Raw genomic sequence first — 25,882 nt, forward strand, 5'->3', positions numbered from 1 at the left:
GACAGGCTCCGCGGCCGGATGAGGGGTGTTCCAGCTTGGCACCAACAGCACTCCGTCCAGCACCCAACCGTCTTGGCGCTGCGCGCCAATCCACCGCCCGGGGCGAGTCACGGGCCCCGCCCGCCCTTCGGGCCCCGCAAGGAGAAGGCAAGAACGCGCCCAAAGCCCCTCGCCTTCAATTCGGCGTCTCGTACCCGATCGTTCGAGCGCTCGTCTTGCGTAGTGGGTATTGCCTTGCCTAAGTAGTGTATTGCCCGCCGACTAATCGAACCGAAATGAACCCCTGATGACCGAAACCGATCGTGTTCCCGTCTTCGACGGCCACAATGATACGCTGCTCAGGCTCTACCAGTCGAAAGACGCGGATGTCGAAAAGCTGTTCATCGAGGGAACATCGGGTGGCCACATCGACCTGCCGCGTGCGAAACAGGGCGGCTTTGCCGGCGGCATGTTCGCGATCTTTCCGCCGCCGGTCGAGAAATCCAAGCGCAGTGCGGTTCCTCCCGCGCCAAGCGATATCGAGCCCTTGCCGCCCGAAATTCCGCGCGCCGACGCGCTTGCTTCCACCATCGCCATGGCCTCGATCCTGTTCAGGCTGGAACGAGCGTCGGCGCTCACCGTCTGCCGCAGCGCCGGCGATGTGCGAAACGCGATGGCGCACGGGTCGATCGCAGCGGTGTTCCATATCGAAGGCGTCGAGGCGATCGACCCCGAACTGACCATGCTCGACGTGCTGCATGCGGCCGGCTTGCGCTCGCTCGGCATCGTCTGGAGCCGCCCGAACGCTTTCGGCCATGGCGTGCCGTTCCGTTTCCCGTCGACGCCCGACACCGGACCTGGCCTGACCGATGCCGGCAAGGCGCTGGTCAAGGCCTGCAACCAGCTCGGCATCATGGTCGATCTTTCGCACCTCAACGAGAAGGGGTTTCGCGACGTCGCCGAGATCAGCGACGCACCACTGGTCGCGACCCATTCCAATGTCCATGCGATCTGCGGCCATTCGCGTAACCTCACCGAATGGCAGCTCGGCGCGATCCGCGACTCGGGCGGCATGGTCGGGCTGAATTTCGCGACCGGGTTTTTGCGCGAAGACGGCCGGATGAATGCCGATACCAGTCTCGACGTCATGGTGCGCCATGTCGATTCACTGCTGCAGGCTTTGGGCGAAGACGGCGTCGGGCTCGGGTCCGACTTCGACGGCGCCATGATCCCGGCTGTGGTCGGCGACGTCACCGGCCTGCCGAAGCTGCTCGACGCGTTCGCCGCGCGCGGCTTCGGTCGCGCGCTGATCGAGAAGATCGCCTACCGCAACTGGATAAGCATGCTGGAAAAGACCATTGGCTAAAGCGGGTCGCCCGGCGGAGCAGCCAGCAACCTGCAATTCGATCGAGCGGGGTTTGATGATCTCGACAGGACCGTTGTCTCCGAAGCTCAAGCCGCGGATGATTGGGGGCTTCGAGACCTTCAGGGCCGGCTCTTGAAGCGCCAGACCGTACGAACCGATGTCGCCATCGTCGGCGCCGGCTTTACCGGCCTGTCAGCCGCGCATGAATTGAGCAAGGCCGGCATCAATCTTGCGCTGCTCGAGGCGCGCGGCCGCGTCGGCGGGCGGGTCGAGTCCCAATGGAACGGGCTTGGCGAGCGGATCGACAGCGGCGGTCAGTTCCTGTGCGAGGACATGCCGGAACTGATGGCCCTGGTGCGAACGCGCGGCAAGACGTTGGTCGAGACCTATACTAAGGGCGAGTTCGTTGCCCAACCACTGACCGGCGCAAAGCAAATCGAGCGAATCTACCACGCCTCGATGTCGATCCGCGACCGCATGAACGCGATCGCACCGGGCGATCCGACTATCTCCGGCTTGACCGTCGCCGCATGGCTCGAACGCCAGAACGATCCCGGCGAGGCCAAGGCGGCGTTCCGCTCGATGATCGAGGGGCTGTGGTGTCAGGCGCTCGAAAAACTGCCGCTTTGGCACCTCATCGACAATGACCGCCGTATCACCAACGAGATGTCGGAACTGCAGTATTTCGTGCTCGAAACCATGCAGTCTCTGGCGGATGATCTGGCTGGCGATCTCGGCGACCGCCTGCGATTGAACACCCCGGTCAGAACGATCGACCGCAGGCTCGGAGGCGTTCGTCTCGCGTCGACGACGGGCTCGATCACGGCTCGAATAGCGCTGATCGCCATGCCGCCGATGATGGCTTCGAAGCTGGACTTCGCGCCGGCGCTGCCGGCTGCCTTGCAAAAGGCTCTCGGCGTCTGGCAGAGCGGCGCGGTGATCAAAATACAGGTGCGCTATGCCACCGCCTTTTGGCGCGCCAGGGGCTTGAGCGGCATGGTGATGTGGCGCGATCCGCCCGCACTTTTTGCCTGTGACGCCAGCAAGGACGACGGCCACCCCGCGTTGGTCGTCTTTGTCGGCGGGCCGCTTGCCCTCCGCTGGCGGGAACTTGGAGATGCCGCGTTGCGCACCGAGGTTATAACGCGGCTGAGGCAGGCGCTCGGCACGGACGCTGACGGCTTCATCGATTTCAGCTGTCGCGACTGGACCGATGATCGCTGGAGCGGTGGCGGCTACGCCGATCTCATCATCGATACGAGCGCCACCGAGGCCGAACAAACCATCCTGGCCGGCGCGCCGCCGGTGTATTTCGCATCCTCGGAATTGTCGCCGTTGTTTCCGGGCTATGTCGAAGGCGCAATCGTGGCTGGGCGCATTGCGGCACGGAAAATCCTCAGGGAATTTAATCCGCAGTAATCACCAGCGCCTCATGGTGCAGGCGAGGGCGTCTCAAGGTGGCGACCGGACGTCGCCGGGCCAGAGCGGCGGCGCGATTTGATCCCGCGCCCCTGCGATGACCGGATGTGCCCGCCGAAATCCCGTTTCAAAGCTGTTACACGGTCAGTTTGCGTGCGTCGTTCGTCCGTTACAAGGTGCGACTAAGTTCGTTTCAACAAAAAAAGAAGATCGACGAAGGGAAGCGCGATGTATACGAAAATCCGGACTGCCTGCAATGACCGCCGTCTGCAAGCGCTGAAGGGCAAGGATCGGCGGCCGAAGCTGGCGCTGCGCCAGCGCGCCAACGACCATCCGATGGCGCTGTTCGTGGTGCTGGGCGCCGCCGCGTTCGCCGGCATGGCGTTCGCGCCGACTGTTGGTCCCGCCTTTGCTTCACTGAACCCGCCGGCAAACATCGTCAAGGGCGAGCCGACCACGACCAAGACCGCGCGGCTGCCGATGCCGGAGATCGATTTTGTCTGCAAGGGGCAGGCCTGGGGCGCCGAGAGTGCGGAGTGCCTGCGCGTCATTGCGGAGCAATCCGGCATTCACAAGGCCCGCGCGGTTCGCGTGATCGCCAATGCCGCGCCGCTGACCGATACGCCGAACGTTTTTTGATGCCCGAGCGCCCCTCCAGCGCTCCAGGCAGGCTCCCGCCGCATCCTCGGCCGGGAGTCTTTTTTCTCTGGAAAGCCCCTTTGTTGAGCATCGGATTTTTTCAAAAACCGATTTCCACCAGTCCGAAATCCTAGCTGCCCAATGCGGCCTGCTCGGCGATGGCCGACAGCACCCCGCGCACGTCCAGCGTGCTGAACGGCTTTTCCAGGATCTGCGGCCGCTGCGGCGCCGGCAATGCCTCGATTTCTGCTTTCGCGCCGATCAGGTCGCCGGTGACCAGAACGAAGCGCCGCGCCAGATCAGGCTTTTCGGCGAGCAGTTCGCGATAGATCGATATGCCGCTTGTGCCGGGCATGCGCAGATCGGAAAAGACGATGTCCGGCGGCATATGGCCCGACAAGGTCGCGGCGGCCGACGCCCAGGCCGGCACGATCCGCGACTTGATGCCCATCAACTCCAGAATGTCGGACAGCGAGGCGGCGACATCCGGCTCGTCGTCGATGATCAGGGCGTGGCGCAATCCGCTCGAGCGCGACGGGCTTTCGCCGGCGGCGGCCGCGCCGCCGGCGATCGCCGGCAACTGGACGACGAAACGGGCGCCTCTCGGCAGAACTTCCTCGAACCAGACATTGCCATTGTGCCGTTCGATGATCGATTTCGAAATCGACAGGCCGATGCCGGTGCCGACGCCGACCGGCTTGGTGGTGAAATACGATTCGAAGATGCGAGAGCGTATCGCTTCCGGCACGCCCGGCCCGTTGTCCTCGACCGAGAAACAGGGATTGCCGCGATCGCTGCGAAACGTGCGAATCTTGATCAGCCTGTCGCCGCCGATGCCGGCCAGAGCGTGCTGGCTGTTGATGAGGAAGTTGGCGGCCACTTGCGTCACATGGTCGGCGTCGGCCATGGCCAGCAGCGGGCCGCTGGCGAAATCGGTATCGATAATGATGCCGGTCGACCTGGCGCCGTAGGCGGTCACTTCGAGTGCCGCGCGGACCACCTGGTTGAGGTCGGTCTCGGCCTGCGACGCCGGATGCAGGCGGACCATCGAGAGGAAGCTCTTGACGATGCGGCCGCAGCGCTCTGCGGCGGCGCGCACCTTTTCGGCGCGCACCTTGGTCTGCGGGTCTGAAGCGAACTCGTGCAACAAAGTCGATTGGGCGACGACCACGGCAAGCGGGTTGTTGAGCTCGTGTGACACGCCGGCAAGCAGCGAGCCCATCGCCGCCATCTTCTCGTTCTGGTGGAGCTTTTCGCGCTGGCGGCCGATCTCCTCCTCGGCACGCAATTTGTCGCGGAGGTCGCGGATCGAGCCGAAGATCAGGCGGCGGTCGGCGACCCGCATCTCGGTTGCCGTCAATTCGATCGGAAAGACCTCGCCGGCAGCATTCTGGGTGACGGTCTCGATCCGCTGCCCGACCATCGGCGCGCCGCGGCCCGACATGTATTCGGCGCCCGACACATAGCCCTTGCGATAATAGTCCGGAACGACGGTGTCGAGCAGGTCCTTGCCGAGGATGTCGCTGCGCTGGTAGCCGAACATCTTTTCGGCGGCCGGATTGAACTCGATGATCGAACCGGTCTCGTCGATGACGATGATCGCGTCGAGCGAGGCCTGCAGCATGGTGCGGCGGATGACTTCGCTGGCGTGGGCATCGGAAAGCGATCGTTCGATGGCGTCGCCGATGGCCAGCGCCACGATGTGCAGCGTCGCCACTTCCTCGTCGGTCCATTCGCGCTCGTTCACGCAGTCGTTGACCGCCAGCGTGCCCCACAGATGGCCATGCGCAAAGACCGACACCGACAGGAACGACTTGATGTGCTGCTTTTCGAAGTCGGTTCTCAGAAAGCCTTCGAGGTCGCGCGTGTGTCCCGCGAAGATCTTGCCTTGCCGATCGTCCTCCGCCAACCGTTCCAGCAGTGGGTCCGAATTGACAACCGACTGCATGATCACCGTCGGCGATGCCAGTTCGCCACCATATCGGGGGTCGATCCAGTAGGCCGCCACCGATTGGGCAAAGCCCTGGCCGGGCAGCTCGCGCAGCCGAAACAGGATGCCGCGCTGGCAATCCATGGCCTCGCACAGCGTTTCAAGGATGCTGCCCATCTCGCGCTGCCAGTCGCCAGCTTCGTGAAGCCGGCGAACGATGTGAACAGCGGCCATCGCCGCGCCCTGCCTGACGCCGTGCCTATCGCCGCGTGCTTCAGCCGTCATGGTCAGCCGTCATTTCACAGTCGTGCCACCGAAAGTGGTTGGTCGCGCCGCTCAGTTGCCTTCGCCGGTCGGCAGCGAGAAGATATAGCCTTCGCCGCGGACTGTGCGCAGGAATTTCGGATTGGCCGGGTCCGCCTCGATCTTCTTCCTCAGCCTCATGATGCGGATATCGACTGCACGTGAGGATTCAGGATCTTCCGCGAAGCCGATCGCCTCGGAGATCGCCGCACGCGTCAGCAAGCGGTTGGCACGCGTCAGGAAGACCTCCAGCACGTCGAACTCGCTCTTGGCCAGGTCGATGACCGTCCCATTGGTGCCGGTGACGAACCGACCGTCGAGATCGGCATGGAAAGGTCCGAAGCTCATGGAACGGCGGTTGGCAGTTGTTTCGGCCTTGGCGGCCTGCGGCTCGGCCGGCTGCGGCACGCGGCGCAGCACGCTGCGGACCCGCGCCAGCACCTCGCGCAATTCGTAAGGCTTGACGATGTAGTCGTCGGCGCCGAGTTCCAGCCCGACGATGCGGTCGAGCGCGGTGCCGGCGGCAGTGGCATAGATGATGCCGATCGGCGTTTTCGAGCGCATCCAGCGGCCAAGCGACAGGCCGTCCTCGCCCGGCATGGCGATGTCGAGGATGGCCAGGTGAAACGACTGCGTTTCCAGCAAGGTTCGCGCAGCGCTGGCACTCTCGGCCGTAGCGACATCGTAGCCGCTGGCGTCGAGATACTCGGCAACCGCGTCCCTCAGATCCGGCTCGTCCTCGACGACGACAATTCGTGCCCGCACGATGCTCTCGCTCCCACTTTCAGCGGAAAGTAGATTGGGTATAAACATCATGTCCAGCACTCATCTTGGGTTGCCGGGTTGCAGGGTGGAAAAAAATGGCTGCACGATCCATCATCGCGCTTGTTTCCGTCGCCGAAGTGGTCGCAACCGATCTGGCCGACCATCTCGAACGGCGCGGTCATGACGTGCGCGCAGTGCGGCAGCCGTGGGAGGCCGAATCCTTGCTTTCCGGAAACGGCATCGATGTCGTTGTCGTCGGCGACAGCCTCAGCCAGGCGGAAGGGCGTGATCTGCTCAAGCGCCATGGCGGCGAGGGCGGGCCGGATTTCATCCTGATCTGCCGGCCGGCCGATCTCGTCGACAAGGTGCTGGCGCTCGAGCTCGGCGCCGCCGACGTCGTCGAGAGCCCGCTCAACGTCAGGGAACTCGCCGCCCGTATCGGCGGCTTGCTGGCACGGCGCGGCCGGAACGCCGGGGAATTGGTCGTGCTGGAGAACGCGACGGTCGACCTCCGGTCGGCCATGGTCATGCATCGCTCCGGCACGGAAGAACAGTTGTCGCCGGGTCAGGTGGCGCTGCTCAGATTGTTCCTGGCCAGTCCGCGCAAGGTCTTGACGCGCGACGATATCATCGCCGCCGCGCCCGCCGAAAATGCCGATGCCTTCGATCGCTCGATCGATTCGCGCATCGTGCGACTGCGCCGCAAGCTCGACACCGAAACCATCACCACCATACGGGGTGCGGGCTACCGGTTCGATCCGCCGACGCAGTTCGCCGACTGAGGCCGCGGCCCTCACCGTACTGTCCACACGCCCAGACGCTCAGCGCACCACGAGAAGCGACGGACCTGACGGCATTTCGCTGGCCGCGACGAATTCGCTGGCATGGGCACGATCCCTGAGAAGCACGGTGGCGAGGCCGGCAAAGCCGAGCAGGCCCTGTGCGTAGAGCAGTGCGGAAAGCACCGAAGCTGCAAATTTCGTGTTCATCGTTTTCGTCCCCCAAATTTGGTTTCAGATTCGCTTCAGGGAAAACCCCGAAGTGCCCGCGCCGCCATCGGAGCCCCCCGTTGCGGCGCGGGCCTTCGGTCCTCTCGGCTGCAAGTTGCCGGAGGTGCCGCGCATCTTCTTCAGCCCAAAACCGACCCGCCAGAGGGCCTTGAGCCGGTTATGCGCAGGCTGGACACGATCCAGACCGTGGCGAAAACAGTGCGGCATGCAAATCAACACTGCGGCTAAGCTTATCCTGAACAGCCAGGAGATCGCGTTAGACTGCATGTTCATCTTCGTTTGTGCCGGCTGTTTTCGTTGGGTCAACTCTGCGGGCGGCCTGTATCCAGATCATGCCGCTCGAGTCGGCGCTTTGTTGCCGATTGGTTTCGAGCCAAGTCAAATTTCTTTCATGTGAGGCAATACCGCACTTTCCCCGGGAGACGGCAGTACCTTTTCGCGGGTTGAGATCGACCAGGCAAACCGTCCTGTCCTTGGTTTCACCCCTGCAAATGCCTCGGATGGGCGTCCGGCCGTTAACCAGAGGAAACACTTTCGAAACAGAAACGTCGGCCGTGCGAAATCAATTCGAAACGTGACCCAACGACAAGCCAGTCATCGAATTGGAGCCGGGCCATGCCCCGGCAGACAGGGGGATATCATGTACACTGCCATTTCCGCCAAGCTCATCAACATCGCCGCCGCCGTCACCGCGGGCACGGTTTTTCTGTTCGGCGCCGGCAACGGCGTTGCCGATGCTGCCAATCGGGCCGCCAATCGGGCGGCCAATCAGATCGTGGCGCGGATTTCGCTTTCGCAGCAGACGATGGAAGTCCTCGTCGACGGCCGGCCGACCTTCGCGTGGAAAGTCTCGATCGGCGGTAGGGGGCATCTCACCCCGACCGGGTCGTTCAAGCCGACCCGCATGCACCAGATGTGGTATTCGAGGAAATATGACAACGCGCCGATGCCGCATTCGGTCTTCTTCAAGGGTGGCTACGCCGTGCATGCGACCAATTTCGTCAGGCGCCTCGGCCAGCCGGCCTCGCATGGCTGCGTGCGGCTGCATCCGGACAACGCTGCCGACTTCTACCAGCTTGTCGAGATTTTCGGTCCGACCAACACCAGGATCGTCATCGTCAAATAGATAAAGAAGGCGATTCGGACATCACTGCCCAAGAAAAAAGGCCGGAAGTTTCCGGCCTTTTTGTCAATCAATCAACCGGCACCGGCATCAGCTTCGGGTCCGGCTTCTCGGCGTGATGCGGCAGGTCCTTGCTGGCGATGAAGGTGTAGAACATCGGCACCACGAACAGGGTGAACATGGTTCCCACCAGAATGCCGGTGAAGATCACCAGGCCCATCGAATAGCGCGCTGCGGCGCCAGCGCCGCTGGAAATGATCAGCGGCACCACGCCGAGCGCCATCGCCGCCGTCGTCATCAGGATCGGTCTTAGCCGCACCCTGGCCGAGGCGACGATCGCATCGCGCCGCCGCATCCCGTGGAGCTCGCGCTGCTGGTTGGCGAATTCGACCAGAAGAATGCCGTGTTTGGTGATCAGGCCGATCAGCGTGATCAGCCCGACCTGCGTGTAGATGTTGAGCGTTCCCAGCCCCAGATTGAGCGGCACGATTGCGCCGAAGATCGACAGCGGCACCGACATCATGATGATCAACGGATCGCGGAAGCTTTCGAACTGCGCCGCCAGCACCAGATAGATGACGAGAACAGCTGCCGCGAAGGCGATGATGATCGTGTAGCCCTGTTCCTTCTCCTGTCGCGACTGGCCGGTATAGTCGATGAAGAACGTGTCGGGCAGGCTTTCTCTGGCGATGTCCTCGATGGTCCTCAGCCCGTCGCCGGTGGTCAGCGTGGGCAATGGCAGAGCGGAAATCGTCGCGGAGTTCAACTGGTTGAACTGCTCGATCACGGCCGGCGAGGCGTTGGTCGAGATCTTCACCACCGCCGAGAGCGGCACCATCTCGCCCGACGCGCTGCGGACGAAATACTCGGCCAGCTTTTCAGGGTTGTCGCGGAAGTTCTGCGGCACCTGCGGAATGATGTCGTAGCTGTTGGACTCGCGGTCGAATTGCGCCACCTCGGCGCCACCGACCAAAAGGGTCAGCGTCCGGCCGATGTCGGCGATCGGCAGGTTGAGCGCCGCGGCGCGGTCGCGGTCGATCGTCACCGTCACTTGCGGCGCATCGAAGGACATCGAATTCTGCACGGCGAGGAAGCGACCGGAGGCCTGCGCCTTGTTCTTGATGTCCTCGGCCGCCTGGAACACCTGGGAGGCATCGCCGGTCGAGCGCACCACCATGGTGACCGGCAGGCCGCCGCCGGAGCCGGGCAGCGTCGGTGGGGCGAAGACGAAAGCCTCGACGCCCGCCACCTTGGTAAGGCGGGCGGTGATGTCTTCCTGAAGCTCCTTCGAGCTGCGCTCGCGCTCGGCCCAGTCCTTGAATGCGAAGCCGACGAAGGCGCTGTTCGTCGGGCCCTGAAAGGCGACGGCGGAGAACCGCGCCCTGGTTTCGGGAATATCATTCATCAGCCCGAGAATCTGGTTCACATAGGTCTCGGTGTAGTCCGACGTCGCGTAGCGCGGCGCGTTCACAAGAGACAGCAAGAAGCCCTGGTCTTCTTCCGGCGCCAGTTCGCCGGCGGTCTTGGTGAACATGAAGCCGGTAGTGGCGACCAGTGCGATGACGATCATCAGCGTCACCGGACGATATTTTAGCGAGCCGCTGACCAGCCGCTCATAGACGTTTTCGACGCGCCTGAACGTGTTGTCGACAATGCGCTGGAAGCGGCTGTGCGAGCCGGCCCGCAGGATGCGTGCCGACATCATCGGCGTGACGGTAAGGGCGACGACACCCGAAAGCACCACTGAGCCGGCAAGCGTCACCGCGAATTCGCGAAACAGTGCGCCGGTCAGGCCGCCGGTGAAGGCCAGCGGCGCGAACACGGCGGCCAGCGTTATCGTCATGGCGATGACGGCGGACGAGATCTCCCGCATGCCGTTGAAGGCCGCCTGCATCGGCGACAAACCGTCTTCCTCCATGTGGCGGTGGATGTTTTCCACCACCACGATGGCATCGTCGACGACGAGGCCGATCGCCAGCACCATGGCCAGCAACGACAAGAGATTGATCGAATAGCCCAGCGTAAACAACAGGAAGCAGACGCCGATCAGCGACAGCGGAATGGTCACGATCGGCATCAGCACCGAGCGGAACGAGCCGAGGAAGAGCAGGATGACGACGATGACGATGGCGACCGCTTCGCCGATGGTCTTGAACACCTCCTCGATCGAAGCGCTGATCTGCTCGGTCGAATCGTACACGATCTCGATCGTCATGCCTTGCGGCAGCGTCTCCTGGATCGTCGGCACGATTTCGTGGATCGCCTCCGCTGTCGTCAGCGGATTGGCGGCCGGCGTCGGGAAGATGGCGAGAAAGATGCCGGGCTTGCCGTTGAAAGTAACCCTGGTGTCGGTGTTCGCCGCGGCGAGCTCGACGCGCGCCACGTCGCGCAGCCTCACCACATTGCCGTCTGTGGAACGAAGCGGAAGAGCGGCGAAAGCCTCCGGCGTCTGCAGCGTCGAACGGACGGTGATCGAGGAGGCGACGTACTCGTTTTCGGTATTGCCGGGTGCTGAGAGGAAATTCGATGCGTTGATGGCGGTCAGCACGTCCGACGCCGTCACGCCGCGCGCCGCCAGTTTGATCGGGTCGATCCAGACGCGCATCGAATATTCGGCGGCCCCGAAAATCTGCACGTCGGCGACACCCTCGACCGTCGACATGCGCGGCCGCACGACGCGCTCGATATATTCGGTGAGCTGTTCCGGCGTCATGTTCGGATTCTGCATCGAGATATACATCATCGCGAACTGCTCGCCGGTGCCCTTGACGATCACCGGGTCTTCGGACTCGTCCGGCAGGTCGCCGCGCACGCTTTGTACCTTCGACAAGACTTCGTTCAGCGCGACGTCGGGGTTGGACCCGAGTTTCATCCGCACCGTCACGGTGCTTGAGGACGGCCGGCTCGCCGACGTGACGTAATCGATGTTTTCGGTCGAGGCGACGGCACGGGCGATCGGCGCGGAAATGAACCCCTGGATCAGGTCGGCGCTGGCGCCGGGATAGGCTGTGGTGATCGTGATGGCCGTTTCTTCGACCTCCGGATACTGCCGGATCGAGAGGCTGAAGATACCCTGGAAACCCAGAAGCAGGATCATCAAGGCGAGCACGGTCGAAAGGACCGGACGGCGAATGAAGATGTCGGAGAAGCTCATTTCTGGGCTGCCTGCTGGTTTGCCGGCTTGGTCGGATCGATGGTGTTGTCGACGGCAACGGACATGCCGTTGGAAAGGCGGTTCTGGCCGGCGGTAACGACTTCGTCGCCGGGCGCGATGCCATCCAGGATCTCAACCAGGCCGGCATTACGGCGGCCTGGCTTGACGAACACCTGGGCAAGCACGAGCTGCGGCTTCTGTTCTTCCGCCGTCGGTTCGGCCGGCGCAGCAGCCGATTGTTCCTCGGGTTTTGCCGCGGGCGCTTCAGTCGCGGGCTTCGCACTATCCGTGGTCGGCTTTTCTTCCGCGTTGGCAGCGGCGGCGCCATTGGCTGCGGCTGGCTTCGCTGGACGCACCACAAAGACGAAGTCACCGTAGAGGCTGGAGGTCAGCGCGGTCTGCGGCACCGTCAGCACGTTGTTTTCCTCGGGCAGTTCGACGCGCACCTGCACGAACTGGCCAGGGGTCAGCTTGCCTTCGGGGTTGGCGACCTCGGCCCTGACCGTCACCAGCCGGCTGGTCGGATCGATCTTCGGGTCGATACCGCGGATGGTGCCGGCGAACGGCAGCTCGCCGTCACCAATGCCCAGCCGCACCGTCTGGCCGATCTTCAGCAGCGGAAGCTGCTGTTCGGGAACTGAGAAATCGGCCCGCATCGTCTCCAGATCCTGCAGGGTCGCTACGGAAGTGCCGGGTGAGAGATACTGGCCGAGGTCGATCCTGGGGATACCGACGGTGCCGCCGAAGGGCGCTGTCAGCAGCTTCTGCTTGAGCACCGCCTGCAGCCTGTTGACCCGCGAAGCGGAAGCCAATGCGGCTGCCCGCGCCGTATCGAGCGTCGATTCCGAGCCGACATCGCGTTTCTGCAATTCAAGGGCGCGTGTCAACGCCGTCTGGTCGAGCGCTGCTTGCGCCTTCGTCGCATCGAGATCGGCGCGTTCGGCGGCATCGTCGAGCTGAAGGAGACTCGCGTTGGCTTCAACCTTCTGATTGGCGTGAAAAAGGATGTCCTTGACGATGCCGGCGGTTTCGACGGTCAGGTCGACGCCGCGGACCGCGCTGACAGTGCCGATCGCCTCGACGCCCGGCGTCCACTCCGTCGGCTTGACGATTGTCGTCGACACGGTCGCGGCCGGCGGTTTCATCGTGGCGAAAAATTGCTGCATTGCATTGTCGCGGAACAAATTGAAGCCGACGATGCCGCCGCAGACCAGCACGAGCAGAATGAAGGCAATGATAAAACGCTTGATCACGAACAGTCCCCTTGGCCATGGCCCGGCACAACAGTCGGATGACCCAAACACATATCTGTGACTGGTCCCGATATCAAATGACGGCGACCTTACTGTACCGTCTGGACGGTCTTGTCAATTCCGCGTAGGCTAATGTATGGGGGAACGATTGATGAAAGCCCGCAGAGCAAATTCGCGTGATAAAATTCTCGCCGCGGCCGCTGATGTGGCACGTGAGACAGGGCCGGGCAGCCTGTCGCTGGACGCCGTCGCCAGCCGGGCCGGGGTGTCGAAAGGCGGCTTGCTGTACAATTTCCCGACCAAGGCGAAACTGATGCAGGCGCTGGTTGAGGATTATCTGCGCGCCTTCGAGCAGGCGCTGGACGCCGCCCGCACTGCCGGCGTCAGCGGCGAGAGCCCGCTTGCGACCTACATCAAGCTTTCGGCCGAACATGCCGCCGAATCGAAACCGTCAGCTTCCTGGATATTTTCGGCGATCGCCGAGGATCCCGATTTCCTGACGCCGATAAAAGCGTTCAGGCGGCAGGTTTTCGAGCGGCTCAAGGGAGAAACGCCGGACCTCAAGGCGCTGCTGGTCTGCTACCTCGCCATCGAAGGACTTCGCAGCATGAATCTCTTCGATTCGGACGTCCTCTCACAGGACGAACGTCGGTTGCTGGTATCGTCCTTGCTGGAGATCGCGGGGTAGATTGCCGCGCAGTGCCGCAGGATAAACCTATTGTGACAGGTCACATGGTTGAGCTTGGTCCGGCCAGGGTGAGGGAACTTTTGTCCGGCTGGCGATTTTGGATGTATGGTGAGAAGCCGAACGGCCAGAAAGGCATTCCCCGATGACAACAAAACGTTTTGCGATCCGCGCTCTCGTTTTCGCAATGGGGTGCAGCATGTCTGTCGCGGCCTTGGCTGGAGATCGCGATGATCGGCCTGACCGTGATCGCTACGTCCCCGCCGAAGGCAACATCATCGACATTCTGTTCGGCGGCCCGCGCTACTATGATCGGCAGTTGTTCACGACAGCCGCAGGAGCCTGCTCCTACCACAGGGTCGGACCCGACGCGAATGCCTTGAACAAGATCAACGATCACCATTGCGGGAAGTAGGCGGCAGGCTGCGCGCCCGCCAAGCTCAGTCGGGCGATGCAGCGGCGCAGAATGAAGACTGCAGCGATCCTTGGCGCCCCCCTCTGTCCTGCCGGCATCTCAAGGGTTTTGCACCATGGCGCATTCGGCCACTGGTCAAGTAGATACGCCCGGTTCGCCTTCCCACAGGATCAGGCTGGCCGCGCCGATCAGTCCTGCGCGGTCGCCAAGCTGCGCCGGCACGATCGGTACATCCCTGTAGGCCGGCATCGCCCGCTGCTCGACGGTCGCCCTGATGGTTGGAGCCAACAGGTCGAAGCCATTGGCGAGGCCGCCGCCCATGACGATCAGGTCCGGCGAATAGAGGTGAAGCAGGTTGGTGAAGCCGATGCCGAGCCACTTCGCCTCCGCCTCGATCAATTCGAGCGCGCTGATATCGCCGGCACGTGCGGCTTCGACGACGTGCCTGGCCGAAACGTTGCCGTCAGCCGAAAGGCGCCTGAGCCGGGAGCCGTCGCCCGGCGTTGTCAGCGCTGTGGCACGCCGCCCGAGCGCGGTTCCGGAGGCGACCGCCTCGAAACAGCCGACGGCGCCGCAGAAGCAGCGGTCGCCCTCGCCGGTGATGGTCATGTGGCCGATCTCGGCCGCTAGCCCGCGCCGGCCGTGATAGATGTGGCCATCGGCAACGACCCCGCCGCCGATGCCGGTCGACACGGTGACGAACACCAGGGAGCCGCTGCCCCGGCCGGCGCCGAAGCGCCATTCGCCAAGGGCGGCCGCGTTGGCGTCGTTTTCCAGCCGCACCGGCAGGCCGAAATGCTTGCCGAGGATGTGGATCAACGGCACGTCGTGCCAGCCGGCCAGCGTCGGCGGCGCGATCACGATGCCGGCCTTGGGGTCGAGCGGTCCCGGCGCGCCGATGCCGATGCCGGCGACATCCGCCTGTGGGCGCTGTGCCAGAAGCGCCCCGGCCAGTGCAATGATCTGGCCGATCACCGCATCCGATCCCGCTATCGCCATCGTCGGCGCCGAAACCTGCGCGACAATGCGGCCGCCGCTCTCGACCAGCGCGCCGCGCAGCTCCGTTCCGCCGAGATCGAAGGCGAGGGCCAGTCTTGTCATCAGGCGGCGACCTTCAGTCCACTCAGCCAGGCCATGCGCTGCGCGAGGTCAGGGTCGCCGAATGCCAGCGATCCGAGCACCACCGTCTCGGCCCCGGCTTCGCGCAGGCGCGGCACCGTCTCGTGGCGGATGCCGCCGTCGGCAGCCAGGATGATATCGGTTTCGCGACCGGCTTTTCTCATCAGTGCGCGCGCTTCGACCAAACGTGGGCAGGCCTGCTCGGAAAGGCTCTGGCCCTTGACGCCGATGGATGTGCCGAGAAGCGTCACAAACGCCACTTGCGACAGGAAAGGCGTGACCGCGGCCACCGGCGTTTCCAGCCTGAGCACCACGCCGGTCTCGGCGCCGAGCGCATGCGCCAGCCGCACGGCGCGCAGGCCGGCTTCGCCGTTTTCGGCGTGGACACTGACCAGGTCGGCACCGGCATCGATGAACTGACGCGTCTGCTCCTCGACGATCTCGGCTTCGACCATCAGGTGCACATGGATCGGTTTTGCCGTCAGCCTGGCGATCCGCGCTACCAGGTCCGGGAAGAACAGGAAGCCGGGGGTGAAGCGGGCGTCTGCGACGTCGATGTGGTGGAGGTCGACGTGAGGTTCTATGCGCTTCAGGTCGCGTTCCATATTGGCAAGGTCGGCCGACCACAAGGAAAATTCGCCGAGCAGCCGGTTGCGCGGCAGGGCGGCAATGGCGTCGGGACCGGACAAGGATTTGGTCGTCATGACGGAATGAGGCTCCGGAAGTTCGAGGAGGTGTGAAGGAAGGTCGTGATATCAGCCTGCAGCTCGGCGAAATGCCTGACGCTGTCGAGCGCCTTGGGAGCGACTTCGGCAAAGGTCGCGCCGGGAATTGCGGCGGCAAGCGAGCGCGCAGCCGGCAGCGGATGCACCGCATCCATGGCATTGCCGATGACGAGCGTGGGGATGCCAAGGGCAGCGGCGTCACTCGCTGAAACTCCCGGGCCGTCGGCGGCAATGTCGGCGAGGACCTGCGCGAACGGCGCGGCGTCCGGCCGGTCAAGATACCCGAACAGCGAGGCAAGGTTGTCGGGCGCGTCGCGCTGCAGGCGCGCGGCGGTTTCCGATTGCGCGAAGATCGCCCTCGCCTTGTCGGGGCCGTGGTCCAGGATAAGCCTGGCAACCTCGGCGATCGGCCGCAGGTTCACCGGCGCGCTGTCGAAAATCCAGGCCGGCCGCACCAGGAGAAGACCCGCGACGCGGTCCGGATGACGGCAGGCCAGGCGCATGGCGATCGCCGCGCCCATGGAAATGCCGCCGGCGACGAAACGATCGAGGCCGGCCTGATCGGCGGCGGCAACAACATCGTCCGCGAACATCTCCAGGGAAAACGGCCGGCGGCTGCCCAGTCCGGACGCGCCGTGCCCGCGGCATTCCAGCGTGATGCGCCGCAAGCCCGGCCCGGAAGGGAAGGCCTGGGCGATCTGCGCGTCGCCACCGCCCAGCCCATGCTGAAAGATGACCGCAATGCCGTCGCCACTATCGGAAATCCGAAGCTTGGCGTCATCGCGAAGCAGCGTGGCCAGGCGCGCCATCACACCAGCCCTTTGAGGAAGCGGGCAACGCTGGGTGCCTCTTCGGCCGAGAGGCCATGCGTGACCAGCGGCCCATCAAAGCCCGATACTTTCAGCCTGGCGACGAAATCCGCAAAGTCGACGACACCCCGGCCGGCCGTCGTGAAGCGGCCGTCAGCGAAACGGTCCTTGGCATGCGCCATGGCGACGTGGCCCGCAGTGCGTTCGACGGCGGCGGCGACGATGGCGCGTGCTTCGGCCGAGCTCGCCTGCTCGAACAGGTTGGCCGGATCGAGCACGATGCGCAGCCGTGTCGACCCCATCTCGGCGATGAGGCGCATCGCGTCCGACGCCGAGGTGACGATGTTGGCCTGTTCGGGCTCGATGCCGAGATCGACGCCGTGACGCTCCGCGAGCTGCAACGCCTTTTCCATCTCGCTCGCCATGTCGTCCCATGCCGAGGGCTCGGTATTGTCGGGATGATATGCCCACTGATCGTCCGCGTTGCGCGTTCCCGTGCACAAGGTGACCAACGGAACGGAAAGGTCTGCCGCGGTCTTGATGACCACGCCAAGCCGACGCAGGCCGTCGTCGCGCACAGCTTTGGCGGGATGGGCCATGTTGTAGGTTCCCGAGAGCGCTGCAAGGACGACACCGCAAGCATTCGATGCGGCCGCGATGGCATCAATGGCGTCTTTTTGCACCGCATCCGGCATCGACGGCAGCCCGGCGCAGGCAAGGTTGAACTGGGTGACGGCAAATCCCGCGTCGCGGACCGCTGCCAACACGCCAGCCGGCTCGCTGCCGGGGAAGGTCTTGGCGAACACCCCGATCTGCATCAGACCGCTCCCGTTACGGAAGCGATCACGACGCGATCACCGGTTTCGACCGAACGGGCGATCGCCACCATGGCGCGGATCGAGGCAAGTCCGTCCTCGACGTTGGCGCCGCGCATCGGCTTGCCGTCAAGGATTGTCTCGGCGAGGCCTTCGAGCTGGCGCCTGAAGAAATGCCCGTCGGCGCCGAGCGGCCTTCGCGACGTTGCATCCTTCTCGTGAAAGATATCGACCTCACTCGCCCGGAAATACCAGGGATTGAAGGTCTTCGCGATCACCGAGCCGTGTTCGCCATAGAGCTGAAAACCCTCGTGCCAGTCCATGCGGACAGCCACGGTGAGGTCGAGATGGCCAAGCGCGCCATTGGCGAACTCGGTTTCGACGAACCAGCAATAGGCGCCGAAACGTTTGTTGAGGCGGGCGCGCACGGCAACGATCTCGCCGCACAGGAAGCGCGCGGTGTCGACGAGGTGCGAGCCGTGCGCGAGCATGAAATACTGCCTGAGATCGGCCTTCGGATTGCCGCCCGGCTTGCGCGCCAGCTTGCTGGTGACCGGCAACGGCTGGACCGCGTCGGTGTTGGTGTAGCGGTGCGTGGAATCGCAATACCAGGCTTTTAGCGCCAGGATCTCGCCGATCCCATCGCGGACGAAATCGCGCGCCGCTTCCAGTGCCGGGTCGAAGCGCTTCATATGGCCGACCTGCAGCACCGTGCCGGAGCGCCGGACCGCATTGGCGAGCATCTCGCCTTCCTCGACCGAGACGCCGATCGGCTTTTCACACAGCACGTGCTTGCCGGCCTTGAGCGCCTTGATCGACATCGGCACGTGATAGGCGTCGGAGGTCGCCACGATCACCGCTTCCAGTTGCGGGTCGGCCAGCATCTCATCGTAATCGCCATAGACTTTTTCGGGTTCATAGGTCGCGGCCATGCGCGCCAGAAGATCGGGGGCGGCATCGCAGATCGCATAGAGGTCGGCGTTGCCGGCCTTCACGCAGGATTCGAGATGGGCGAATTGGGCGATCGGCCCGCAGCCGAGCACGCCGACACGAAGGCGACGGTCTTGCTTCCGGATCATGGTCTTTTCCTCACGCGCCGTAGCCGCGCATCGTCTGGCGGTTGGTCTTGACCGCGGCGGCCGGATCGCCGGCGGCGGTCTCGGATTCCTCTTCCAGCACCAGCCAGCCGTTGAAACGAGGTGCGGCGCTGGCGATATCGATCACCGCTTGGGTATCGCAGACGCCCTTGCCGAGCATCGCCCAGGTGCCGCTGGCATCGACGTCTTTCAGATGCATGTAGCGGATGCGGTCGCGGTAGGTGGTGAGCGTATCTGCCATGTCCTGATGGCTGCGCAATATGTGGCCGGTGTCGGGTACCCAGCCGACAAGCGAGGGGTCGATCAGCCCGAAAATCCGATCGTAGTCGGCACGGTCGAACAGCAGCGTGTTGTGGTGGGAACTGGGATGGACGGCGATGTCGACGCCGGCCTTGCGTCCGAGTTCGCCGGCCTTGTTGTACACCTCGGCCGCGATGGCAAACTTGTCGTCACGCGGGCCGTCGGACACGACGGTGGCCGAGCCCATCGAAACCAGCGCGCCTGGAAAGGCAGCGGCAAAATCGATCCAGCGTTTCGCTGTCTCCAGGTCGGGGCCGATGCTCTCCATCAGCGTAAAGCCGCTCTTCGAGCCGAAGGCGAAAGAAACAAGGGTGAGGCCGGCCGATCTCAGCGCCGCGGCGAATTCCGCCGGCCTGTCGGCATAGCGGCCGATCATCGTGTCGGTGATCTCGATGCCGGCATAACCGCCATCGGCGATCGCCTTCAAGAGATCGTCGGGACCACCGGCAAACCGGTCTCCGAGCATTTCCCAGGTGAAGGTCTGGCAACCGACTTTCAGGTCTTTCATGCTTTCATTCCTTGATGCCGCCCTGCGTCAGCTTTGTTGATGTGGCGCTGGATGAACAGCACGAGCACGATTCAGCGGCGCTATGAAGACGCCCGAGGCCGCGGCGATATCGCTTGCCAGCAGAGAAGGTCCAATCCATCGATTTCGACGCGCGGCCTTCCCCATCGGTTCTCCGTGGGAGGGACATCCTACTTGACCGAGCCCGCGGTCATGCCGGCGAGGAAGAACCTCTGGGCAACGAGGTAGATGAGCAAGAGCGGTAGCGAGCCCAGCACGCTCATCGCCATCATCTGGTTCCATTCGAAGGCGTGCTGCCCCATCAAAAGTTGGATGCCGATCGGGACGGTGCGCATGGACGTTGACTTCGTCAGCGTCAGCGCAAAGAGAAATTCGTTCCAGCACAACAGGAAGGTGTAGACCGACGTCGCCACGATACCAGGCAGTGAAATCGGGACGATCACCCGCCAGAGTGCGGTCCAGCTGGTGCCGCCGTCGACAGCCACCGCTTCATCGAGATCGCGGGGTAAGGTGTTCAGATATCCCGTCATCAGCAGGATCGCGTAGGGCAGCGTAAACACCAGGTAAGTCAGGATCAGTGCGACGTAGGTGTCGAAGATGCCATACGAGACGACAAGCCCGAAGAAGGGGATCAAAAGCGTGATCGGCGGAATCGTCTGCGTGCTGATTATGAGTGTGTTGAGGCTGCCCTTTCCGCGGAAATTGAAACGGCTGAACCCATAAGCCGCCAGCAAGGCGATCAGGACCGTCAGCACGGTCACCGCTCCGGCCACGAAGTAGCTGTTGAAGAAGAAGCGCAGCTTTACCGGGTCGCCGAGGATGGCCGCATACGCTTCCAGCGTGAAGGCCTTCGGCAGGACGGTTGGTGGCAGGGCAAAGATTTCGGTATTCGACTTGAACGAGCTGCTCAGCATCCAGTAGATCGGGAAGGCCGCGAAAAAGAGCCCTGCGGCAAGCGCGACATGGAGCGCGACGGTGATCAGTCTGTCTTTCGGTGTGTGCCTTTTCCTCATGGTGACTACCGAGCCTTTTGATAGCGGATGTAGAACAGCGTCAGGCCGAGAGAGATCAGCAGGATGACCACGGCGCTCGCCGACGCCTGCGACAGGTTGTAGCTCGAAAACGCCAGCTTGTACGTGTAGGTGCTGAGGACCTCGGTCGAGTAGATCGGACCGCCGCCCGTCGTTATCCAGATCAATGGAAAGACCTGCATGGTCCAGATGAAGTCGAGCAGCGAGATGCTGATGATGATCGGCATCAGCTGCGGGATGGTGATGAAGATCAGCTTCTGGTAGGCCTTCGCCCCGTCGATATCGGCGGCCTCGTAGAAATCCTTGGGAATGCCCTGCAAGCCTGCGAGCAAGCTGACCATGAAAAGCGGGTAGCCCGCCCAGATATTGGCGAAGGTGACGGCGTGCAGCGCGGTCGCCGTCGAGGAAAACCACTCGACCTTGGAACCGATGATGCCCATCTGCATGAGAACGCTGTTCACGACACCGTTCGGCTCGAGCAGGAGGCGCCAGATCACGGCGATAATCACCGCGGTGAACAGCCAAGGCAGTATGTAGAGCACGCGCAGAATGTTGCGCAGCGTCGGATTGATGCGGTCGCTGTTCAGCATGAGTGCGAAGACCATGCCGATGGTCATATGGAAGATGACACTCATGCAGGTGAAGTAGAGCGTGTGCCACAGCGAGGCCCAGAACACCGGATCGGCAAAGATCGCGTGGTAGTGTTTCAGTCCGGCAAAGGATGGGTCGCGACGCAGCACCGCGCTGTTCTGGAACGAATAGCCAATCACCGTCACCATCGGCAGTAGCATCAGAAGGCCGATGATGAGGAGCGAGGGTGACAGATAAAGATAGGGTGCGACCACTCGTTTCAGTCGATGGTGGGAGCGCTTCTGCCGAGTCATGTGCCACCCTTGGGATGTGCCTTCAAGAGGAAGGTGCGCTTCGGAAAGAGGTCCATCTCAAATTGCCGATTCGTTGTTGACGGGTGGCCTGCCCTAAGTCAGGCTACCCGGTGGAAGATAGCAACGGGGAACAGGTCGCTCAGAATTTCGCCATCCAGCCCTTTTGAGCGTTGGCGGCGGCTTCTTCCGGAGACTGCTCGCCGGCGAGCATCTTCTGGGCTTCCACGTCGAACTGGGTCATCAGGTCTTCAGCCACCGGCAGACCCGTGAACTCGTTGGCGAGATAGCCGGTCTTGAAGATTTCGAAAGCCTTGGCGAAAGCCTTGTCCGAGGTCACGAAATCGGGCTTGGCATTGACGTTGCCCGGGAAGGCGTTTGCAAGCGTCACGAGCTTGGCGTTCACCTTTTCACTCATCAGATATTGGACGAGCTTCCAGGCTTCCTCCTGATGTTTTGAGGCCGCAGAAATGCCGATGCCCCAGGAGGCGTAGGGAAGGCCGCGCTTGCCGTTGTAATTCTCCACGACCGGGACGGGGATGAGGTCGAAGTTCAGCTTGGGATTGCGTTTGCGAATGAGGTTCACATGCGCGAGCGAGTCGATCATCATTCCGACCCGATCGTTCACGAATTCCTCGACCTTTTCCTGCTCGGTCTTGGTGGCAATGCCGGGCGAAATGACGCCGGCGTCGTTCAGCGATTTGACGAAGGTGAGCATATCGACGACCGGCTTGCCCTCGAGAGCCGGCTTGCCGTCAGCCATCATCGATTGACCCGAGGCCCAGACCCACGACATCAGGTCGTTCTGGACACCGGACGGCGTTTGCAGCGACAAGGGCAGCACCCAGCCATACTGGTTCTTGTCGGCATGGGTCATCTTCTTGGCGGCTTCGAGAAACTCCGCGCGGGTCGACGGCAGCTTGGTCACGCCTGCCTGGGCGGCGAGATCCATGTTCACGAAGACCGGATAGACGAACGAAGCCACGGGAAACATCACCGCCTTGCCGTCCACTTTGATGATATCCGCGACCTGGGTCTGGTCGAACTCGCTCGCATCCATCATCGGGTTCATGTCGGCCAGCGCATTCTGCGCGTTCAGATTGTTCACCCAGGCGCCGTCGAGACCGACGACGTCGCTAAGCGTTCCAGTTGCAGCACCAACCGAGATCTGGTCTCGCGTGGTCGCATAGGGGCCGCTGACCAGCGTCACCTTGATTCCGGGGTTTGCAGCCTCGAAGTCATTCATGATTGCCCTGAGCGAGCCGGCCGGCAATTCGGGCTCCCACCATTGGGTGAATTCCAGCGTCGTGTCCGCCATGGCGCCGGTTGCGCCAAGCAACCATGCGGCCGCGGCTATTTTCAGCATCGCGGGTTGTATCCGAAACATCATTTTCTCCTCCTTCTTTAAGATCGACCGCACAATGCGGACGATCGTCTGCTCTACTCAGAAGCCTTCTTGCGTTTCGCAGGCGCCTCGCTCTCGCCTGCGGTCTGCCGCAGATCTTCAGATCGCCAGATGCGTCTCGGGATCGAAGAAATGGAACTTGGCATCTTCCAGGGCCAACCGGATTTCCGAGCCGGAGTGGACGGCGCTGATCGGCTCGAATCTCGCCACCGCGTTCGATGCCAGGCCAAAATCGTCCACCGCGTCCGGATCGCCGGAGTCCACCCGGACCGCGTCGATGTCCAGATGGACGATATGTTCGGATCCGAGTTCTTCGATCGAGGTCACCTTGGCCGGTATCGTCTGATACTTGCGACCGGATTCGAGGCTGCTGTCATAAAGATCCTCCGGTCGTATGCCGAACACGACCTTGCGCCCCGCAAACGACCTCAAGCCCGGCCTGCGCTCGAAGGCTGCCTCCTGCAGCCGGATGGCGAAGGTGCCGGACATCAGTTCGTCGCCCGTCAGGGTCGCCTCGAAAAGGTTCATCGAAGGAGAGCCGATGAAGCCGGCAACGAAGGCGTTCACCGGCGATTCATAGAGCCTCTTGGGTGTATCGACCTGCTGCAGCACGCCGCCTTTCAACACCGCGACCCTGTCCCCCATCGTCATCGCTTCGATTTGATCGTGGGTCACGTATATGGTCGTTACGCCGAGCTGCTTTTGCAGACTGGTGATTTCGGCGCGCATTTGCACGCGCAGTTTCGCGTCCAGATTGGAAAGGGGTTCGTCCATGAGAAAGGCGGCCGGCTCGCGCACCATGGCGCGGCCCATGGCAACCCGTTGACGCTGTCCGCCTGAAAGGTTCGCGGGTTTGCTGTCCAGCAAAGACGTCAGCTGAAGGGTTTTGGCGATCTCGTCCACGCGCTTCTTGCGCTCGGCCTTCGGCTTGCCTGCCAGCCGCATCGAAAAGGCGATGTTTTCGAACACCGTCATATGCGGGTAGAGCGCGTAGCTTTGGAAGACCATCGCGATGTCGCGGTCCTTGGGCGGCATGTCGACGACGTCGACTCCGCCGATCCGAAGGCTGCCGCTGGTGATGTCCTCCAATCCCGCGATCATTCGCAACGCGGTGGATTTGCCGCAGCCGGACGGCCCGACGAGAATCAAGAACTCGCCGTCCTCGACCGATAGGTTCAATTGGTCGATTGCGCGAAAATTGTTACCGTAGGTTTTGCAGATATTCTCAAGAATGACTTCTGCCATATTCCTCCCTCCGCAAGTATAAGTCGCTAATTTTTATTAACCCTCCTCGGAGCATGTTCACCTGCGAAATATTTCATCGTATAGTTTCTAGCTATGTTCCAGTATTGACATGCGTTTTTTTCAGTTCGACTGCTGACGGCGCGTTCGTCGATGCCAGGAGTTCCGTAACCTGGTCGTCGGTCGGAAGCGCCTCGCGCCCGCCACGGCCCGTTATCGAAAGGGCTGCCGCCGCGGCCGCGAATGCCACCCGGCCTGCGGTGCCGGCTCCGCGCGTCAACGCATGGGCATAGGCGCCATGAAAGCAGTCACCCGCGCCGGTCGAGTCGACGACCACAATCTTGTGCGGGGGCAGGTGCCAGAGACCTGTCTCTTCACGCCCGCGATAGTACACGCCCCTGCCACCGTCGGTCAGAACCACTGCGGACCGCGACGGCAACCACAATGTATCGAGCATCTCGGCGGGCGATCGGCACCCCGTGGCAGTCCGCGCAAAGCCGAGTGGAAGAATGAGATGGTCGCAGAGCGCGATCAGCCGCTCCGTGGCTGGGCCGCTGCTCCATTCGATATCGCCGAGGATCGCAAGGCCGAGATCGCGAGCCCGAGCCACGACATCCAGGGACCGGATCGCGTAGCTATCGACGATCAGGACGGTCGCGCGGCTGAGGATATCGTCCGGAAAATCCGGAGCGGTGCCCAGCATCGCATCGTCGTCATACGCGATGAACCGTTCCCCGTCCGAGCCGACGGTGATCCGCGAGCGCACCGGTCGCGCGTCAGGGTGGCGCGGCGCGAATGCGGTTTCAACACCGCTCGCAACGAGATCGCGCAGCACGGCGTCGTCCGCGGCACTGCCCAGCCATCCGGCGAACCCGGCGGTTCCGCCGAGTCGCACGACGGCGGCCAGCGCCGTCGCAACATTTCCCCCGAAAGCGCGGGCACTTTGCAGAACCTTCCCCTTGCCCGCCGACAACGGCTGATCGACGTAGACGATGTCGTCGATCGCAATAGCGCCGAAGCCGAGGATCGCGGGGACGGTGGGCATCGTTCAGGCACCCGCCTTCGCCAGGGCGTCTTGCGCCGAAAGGCCGTCATGGATGACGCCCCGAAAGGCAAGCGCTGCCTTCTCCGGATCGCCATGCCCCCAGAGATTGCGGCCTACCACGGCGCCGCGTGCGCCGGCACGGATGGCGTCCGCCGTCTGCTGAAGCGCGCCGAGCAGCGTATCGGTCTTTGGACCGCCCGCGATCACAACCGGCACCGGGCAGGTCCGGACGGTCTCTCGGAACGACTCGAAATCGCCCGTGTAGCCGATCTTGATCACGTCGACGCCGGACTCGTAGCCGACGCGCGCCGCATAGGCGATCTCGTCGGGGGTGAAGACGATTTTTGCTCCGTCGGTGAAATCGCGAGGGTAGATATGCGCCACCACAGGCATGCCGTAGCGGGCCGCTGCATTTACCGAATCGGTCAGCCAGCGTATGTATTTGCCCTCGGTCGCGCCGCGTACCGGAATGGCCACGGCCAACGCATCGGCCCCCGCGCGCACCGCATCCTCGGGCGTTGCGATCAACTCGCTGATGCGATCGTCCGGAGTGAAGCAGCCCGCCTGAATCACCAGGGAAGTTTTGCCCGCATATTGCGGCCACAGATGGCGCGCGGTGCCAGGCTGGATGCTGACGTAGTCGGGTTTGCCCACCATGACGCGTGCGAGCGCACCCGGCAGGTCGGCAAGGCCGCCTTTGCGCACGTCGCCATAGCCGACGAAGTGGTCGACCGCGCCGCCAAAAAGTTTCCCCGATGGATGCGAGAAGAGGCGCGCAAGACGCACCTTGGTTCCTAGGCTCATGAGTGCAAAATTCCCCAATAGTTTGATTTCAAAATCCTGGAC

Annotated in this window: 24 protein-coding genes; 7 read left to right on the plus strand and 17 right to left on the minus strand. The window is 63.0% G+C overall.

Annotated features, from left to right (window positions below):
• Window positions 1-286: 286 nt before the first annotated feature.
• From AC0L15_RS20540 to AC0L15_RS20550, 3 genes are all read left to right on the plus strand, one after another.
• Entirely contained in the window at window positions 287-1,345 is a 1,059-nt protein-coding gene (locus tag AC0L15_RS20540) for a dipeptidase (protein ID WP_287247155.1), read from the plus strand.
• A gap of 132 nt (window positions 1,346-1,477) precedes the next feature.
• Window positions 1,478-2,764: a flavin monoamine oxidase family protein gene (locus AC0L15_RS20545; protein WP_287247156.1), complete on the plus strand. Its 1,287-nt coding sequence runs from the start codon at window positions 1,478-1,480 to the stop codon at window positions 2,762-2,764.
• 228 nt (window positions 2,765-2,992) lie between these two features.
• Window positions 2,993-3,403 (plus strand): hypothetical protein, encoded by a 411-nt coding sequence (locus AC0L15_RS20550; RefSeq protein ID WP_287247157.1) that lies wholly within the window; start codon window positions 2,993-2,995, stop codon window positions 3,401-3,403.
• 130 nt (window positions 3,404-3,533) lie between these two features.
• Here AC0L15_RS20550 and AC0L15_RS20555 read toward each other — a convergent pair whose 3' ends face one another.
• The gene (locus tag AC0L15_RS20555; protein WP_287247158.1) at window positions 3,534-5,618 is read right to left on the minus strand and encodes a PAS domain S-box protein; all 2,085 of its coding nucleotides are present in this window, start codon (window positions 5,616-5,618) and stop codon (window positions 3,534-3,536) included.
• Window positions 5,619-5,669: 51 nt separating this feature from the next.
• The gene (locus AC0L15_RS20560) at window positions 5,670-6,449 is read right to left on the minus strand and encodes a response regulator (RefSeq protein WP_063830524.1); all 780 of its coding nucleotides are present in this window, start codon (window positions 6,447-6,449) and stop codon (window positions 5,670-5,672) included.
• A 47-nt stretch (window positions 6,450-6,496) separates the two neighbouring features.
• On the opposite strand from AC0L15_RS20560, the gene AC0L15_RS20565 reads away from it, so the two are divergent.
• A complete protein-coding gene (locus AC0L15_RS20565; protein ID WP_023797129.1) occupies window positions 6,497-7,183 on the plus strand; it encodes a response regulator transcription factor in 687 nt (228 codons plus the stop codon).
• Between the two features lie 39 nt (window positions 7,184-7,222).
• On the opposite strand, the gene AC0L15_RS20570 is transcribed toward AC0L15_RS20565, so the two are convergent.
• A complete protein-coding gene (locus AC0L15_RS20570) occupies window positions 7,223-7,390 on the minus strand; it encodes a hypothetical protein (protein ID WP_023797130.1) in 168 nt (55 codons plus the stop codon).
• A gap of 661 nt (window positions 7,391-8,051) precedes the next feature.
• On the opposite strand from AC0L15_RS20570, the gene AC0L15_RS20575 reads away from it, so the two are divergent.
• Window positions 8,052-8,537 carry a L,D-transpeptidase gene (locus tag AC0L15_RS20575; RefSeq protein ID WP_473496884.1) on the plus strand — a complete coding sequence of 162 codons (486 nt, stop codon included), beginning with the start codon at window positions 8,052-8,054 and terminating at the stop codon, window positions 8,535-8,537.
• Window positions 8,538-8,604: 67 nt separating this feature from the next.
• Here AC0L15_RS20575 and AC0L15_RS20580 read toward each other — a convergent pair whose 3' ends face one another.
• Together AC0L15_RS20580 and AC0L15_RS20585 are read right to left on the minus strand one after the other, a co-directional pair.
• A complete protein-coding gene (locus AC0L15_RS20580) occupies window positions 8,605-11,688 on the minus strand; it encodes an efflux RND transporter permease subunit (protein ID WP_287247161.1) in 3,084 nt (1,027 codons plus the stop codon).
• On the minus strand, window positions 11,685-12,941 hold the full coding sequence (locus tag AC0L15_RS20585; RefSeq protein ID WP_473496886.1) for an efflux RND transporter periplasmic adaptor subunit: 1,257 nt from the start codon (window positions 12,939-12,941) through the stop codon (window positions 11,685-11,687). Before AC0L15_RS20585 ends, AC0L15_RS20580 begins: the two co-directional genes overlap by 4 nt.
• Window positions 12,942-13,092: 151 nt before the next feature.
• On the opposite strand from AC0L15_RS20585, the gene AC0L15_RS20590 reads away from it, so the two are divergent.
• Entirely contained in the window at window positions 13,093-13,629 is a 537-nt protein-coding gene (locus AC0L15_RS20590) for a TetR/AcrR family transcriptional regulator (RefSeq protein ID WP_023797135.1), read from the plus strand.
• A gap of 196 nt (window positions 13,630-13,825) precedes the next feature.
• Window positions 13,826-14,041 carry a hypothetical protein gene (locus AC0L15_RS20595; RefSeq protein WP_306454928.1) on the plus strand — a complete coding sequence of 72 codons (216 nt, stop codon included), beginning with the start codon at window positions 13,826-13,828 and terminating at the stop codon, window positions 14,039-14,041.
• A 135-nt stretch (window positions 14,042-14,176) separates the two neighbouring features.
• On the opposite strand, the gene AC0L15_RS20600 is transcribed toward AC0L15_RS20595, so the two are convergent.
• The 12 genes from AC0L15_RS20600 to AC0L15_RS20655 form a co-directional block, all read right to left on the minus strand.
• A complete protein-coding gene (locus AC0L15_RS20600; protein ID WP_287247162.1) occupies window positions 14,177-15,142 on the minus strand; it encodes an ROK family protein in 966 nt (321 codons plus the stop codon).
• A complete protein-coding gene (locus tag AC0L15_RS20605; protein WP_287247163.1) occupies window positions 15,142-15,864 on the minus strand; it encodes a ribulose-phosphate 3-epimerase in 723 nt (240 codons plus the stop codon). The genes AC0L15_RS20600 and AC0L15_RS20605 overlap by 1 nt, the downstream gene beginning before the upstream one ends.
• Window positions 15,861-16,694: an alpha/beta fold hydrolase gene (locus tag AC0L15_RS20610; RefSeq protein ID WP_287247164.1), complete on the minus strand. Its 834-nt coding sequence runs from the start codon at window positions 16,692-16,694 to the stop codon at window positions 15,861-15,863. Before AC0L15_RS20610 ends, AC0L15_RS20605 begins: the two co-directional genes overlap by 4 nt.
• Complete coding sequence (locus AC0L15_RS20615; protein ID WP_473496889.1) at window positions 16,694-17,512, minus strand: sugar phosphate isomerase/epimerase family protein; 819 nt, start codon at window positions 17,510-17,512, stop codon at window positions 16,694-16,696. Before AC0L15_RS20615 ends, AC0L15_RS20610 begins: the two co-directional genes overlap by 1 nt.
• Window positions 17,512-18,588: a Gfo/Idh/MocA family protein gene (locus AC0L15_RS20620; protein ID WP_287247165.1), complete on the minus strand. Its 1,077-nt coding sequence runs from the start codon at window positions 18,586-18,588 to the stop codon at window positions 17,512-17,514. The genes AC0L15_RS20615 and AC0L15_RS20620 overlap by 1 nt, the downstream gene beginning before the upstream one ends.
• Window positions 18,589-18,598: 10 nt before the next feature.
• The gene (locus tag AC0L15_RS20625; protein WP_287247166.1) at window positions 18,599-19,414 is read right to left on the minus strand and encodes a sugar phosphate isomerase/epimerase family protein; all 816 of its coding nucleotides are present in this window, start codon (window positions 19,412-19,414) and stop codon (window positions 18,599-18,601) included.
• A gap of 188 nt (window positions 19,415-19,602) precedes the next feature.
• On the minus strand, window positions 19,603-20,445 hold the full coding sequence (locus AC0L15_RS20630; RefSeq protein ID WP_023797144.1) for a carbohydrate ABC transporter permease: 843 nt from the start codon (window positions 20,443-20,445) through the stop codon (window positions 19,603-19,605).
• A gap of 5 nt (window positions 20,446-20,450) precedes the next feature.
• Window positions 20,451-21,347, minus strand: coding sequence for a carbohydrate ABC transporter permease (locus AC0L15_RS20635; protein ID WP_287247167.1), 897 nt, complete (start codon window positions 21,345-21,347; stop codon window positions 20,451-20,453).
• Between the two features lie 139 nt (window positions 21,348-21,486).
• Window positions 21,487-22,734 carry an ABC transporter substrate-binding protein gene (locus AC0L15_RS20640; RefSeq protein ID WP_023797146.1) on the minus strand — a complete coding sequence of 416 codons (1,248 nt, stop codon included), beginning with the start codon at window positions 22,732-22,734 and terminating at the stop codon, window positions 21,487-21,489.
• 114 nt (window positions 22,735-22,848) lie between these two features.
• Window positions 22,849-23,994, minus strand: a complete 1,146-nt coding sequence (locus tag AC0L15_RS20645; RefSeq protein ID WP_473496891.1) for an ABC transporter ATP-binding protein — start codon at window positions 23,992-23,994, stop codon at window positions 22,849-22,851.
• Window positions 23,995-24,085: 91 nt separating this feature from the next.
• Window positions 24,086-25,036, minus strand: a complete 951-nt coding sequence (locus AC0L15_RS20650) for a PfkB family carbohydrate kinase (protein ID WP_287247168.1) — start codon at window positions 25,034-25,036, stop codon at window positions 24,086-24,088.
• Between the two features lie 3 nt (window positions 25,037-25,039).
• A complete protein-coding gene (locus AC0L15_RS20655) occupies window positions 25,040-25,840 on the minus strand; it encodes a class I fructose-bisphosphate aldolase (RefSeq protein WP_287247194.1) in 801 nt (266 codons plus the stop codon).
• Window positions 25,841-25,882 lie beyond the last annotated feature (42 nt).

The sequence above is a fragment of the Mesorhizobium sp. WSM4846 genome, assembly GCF_055811415.1.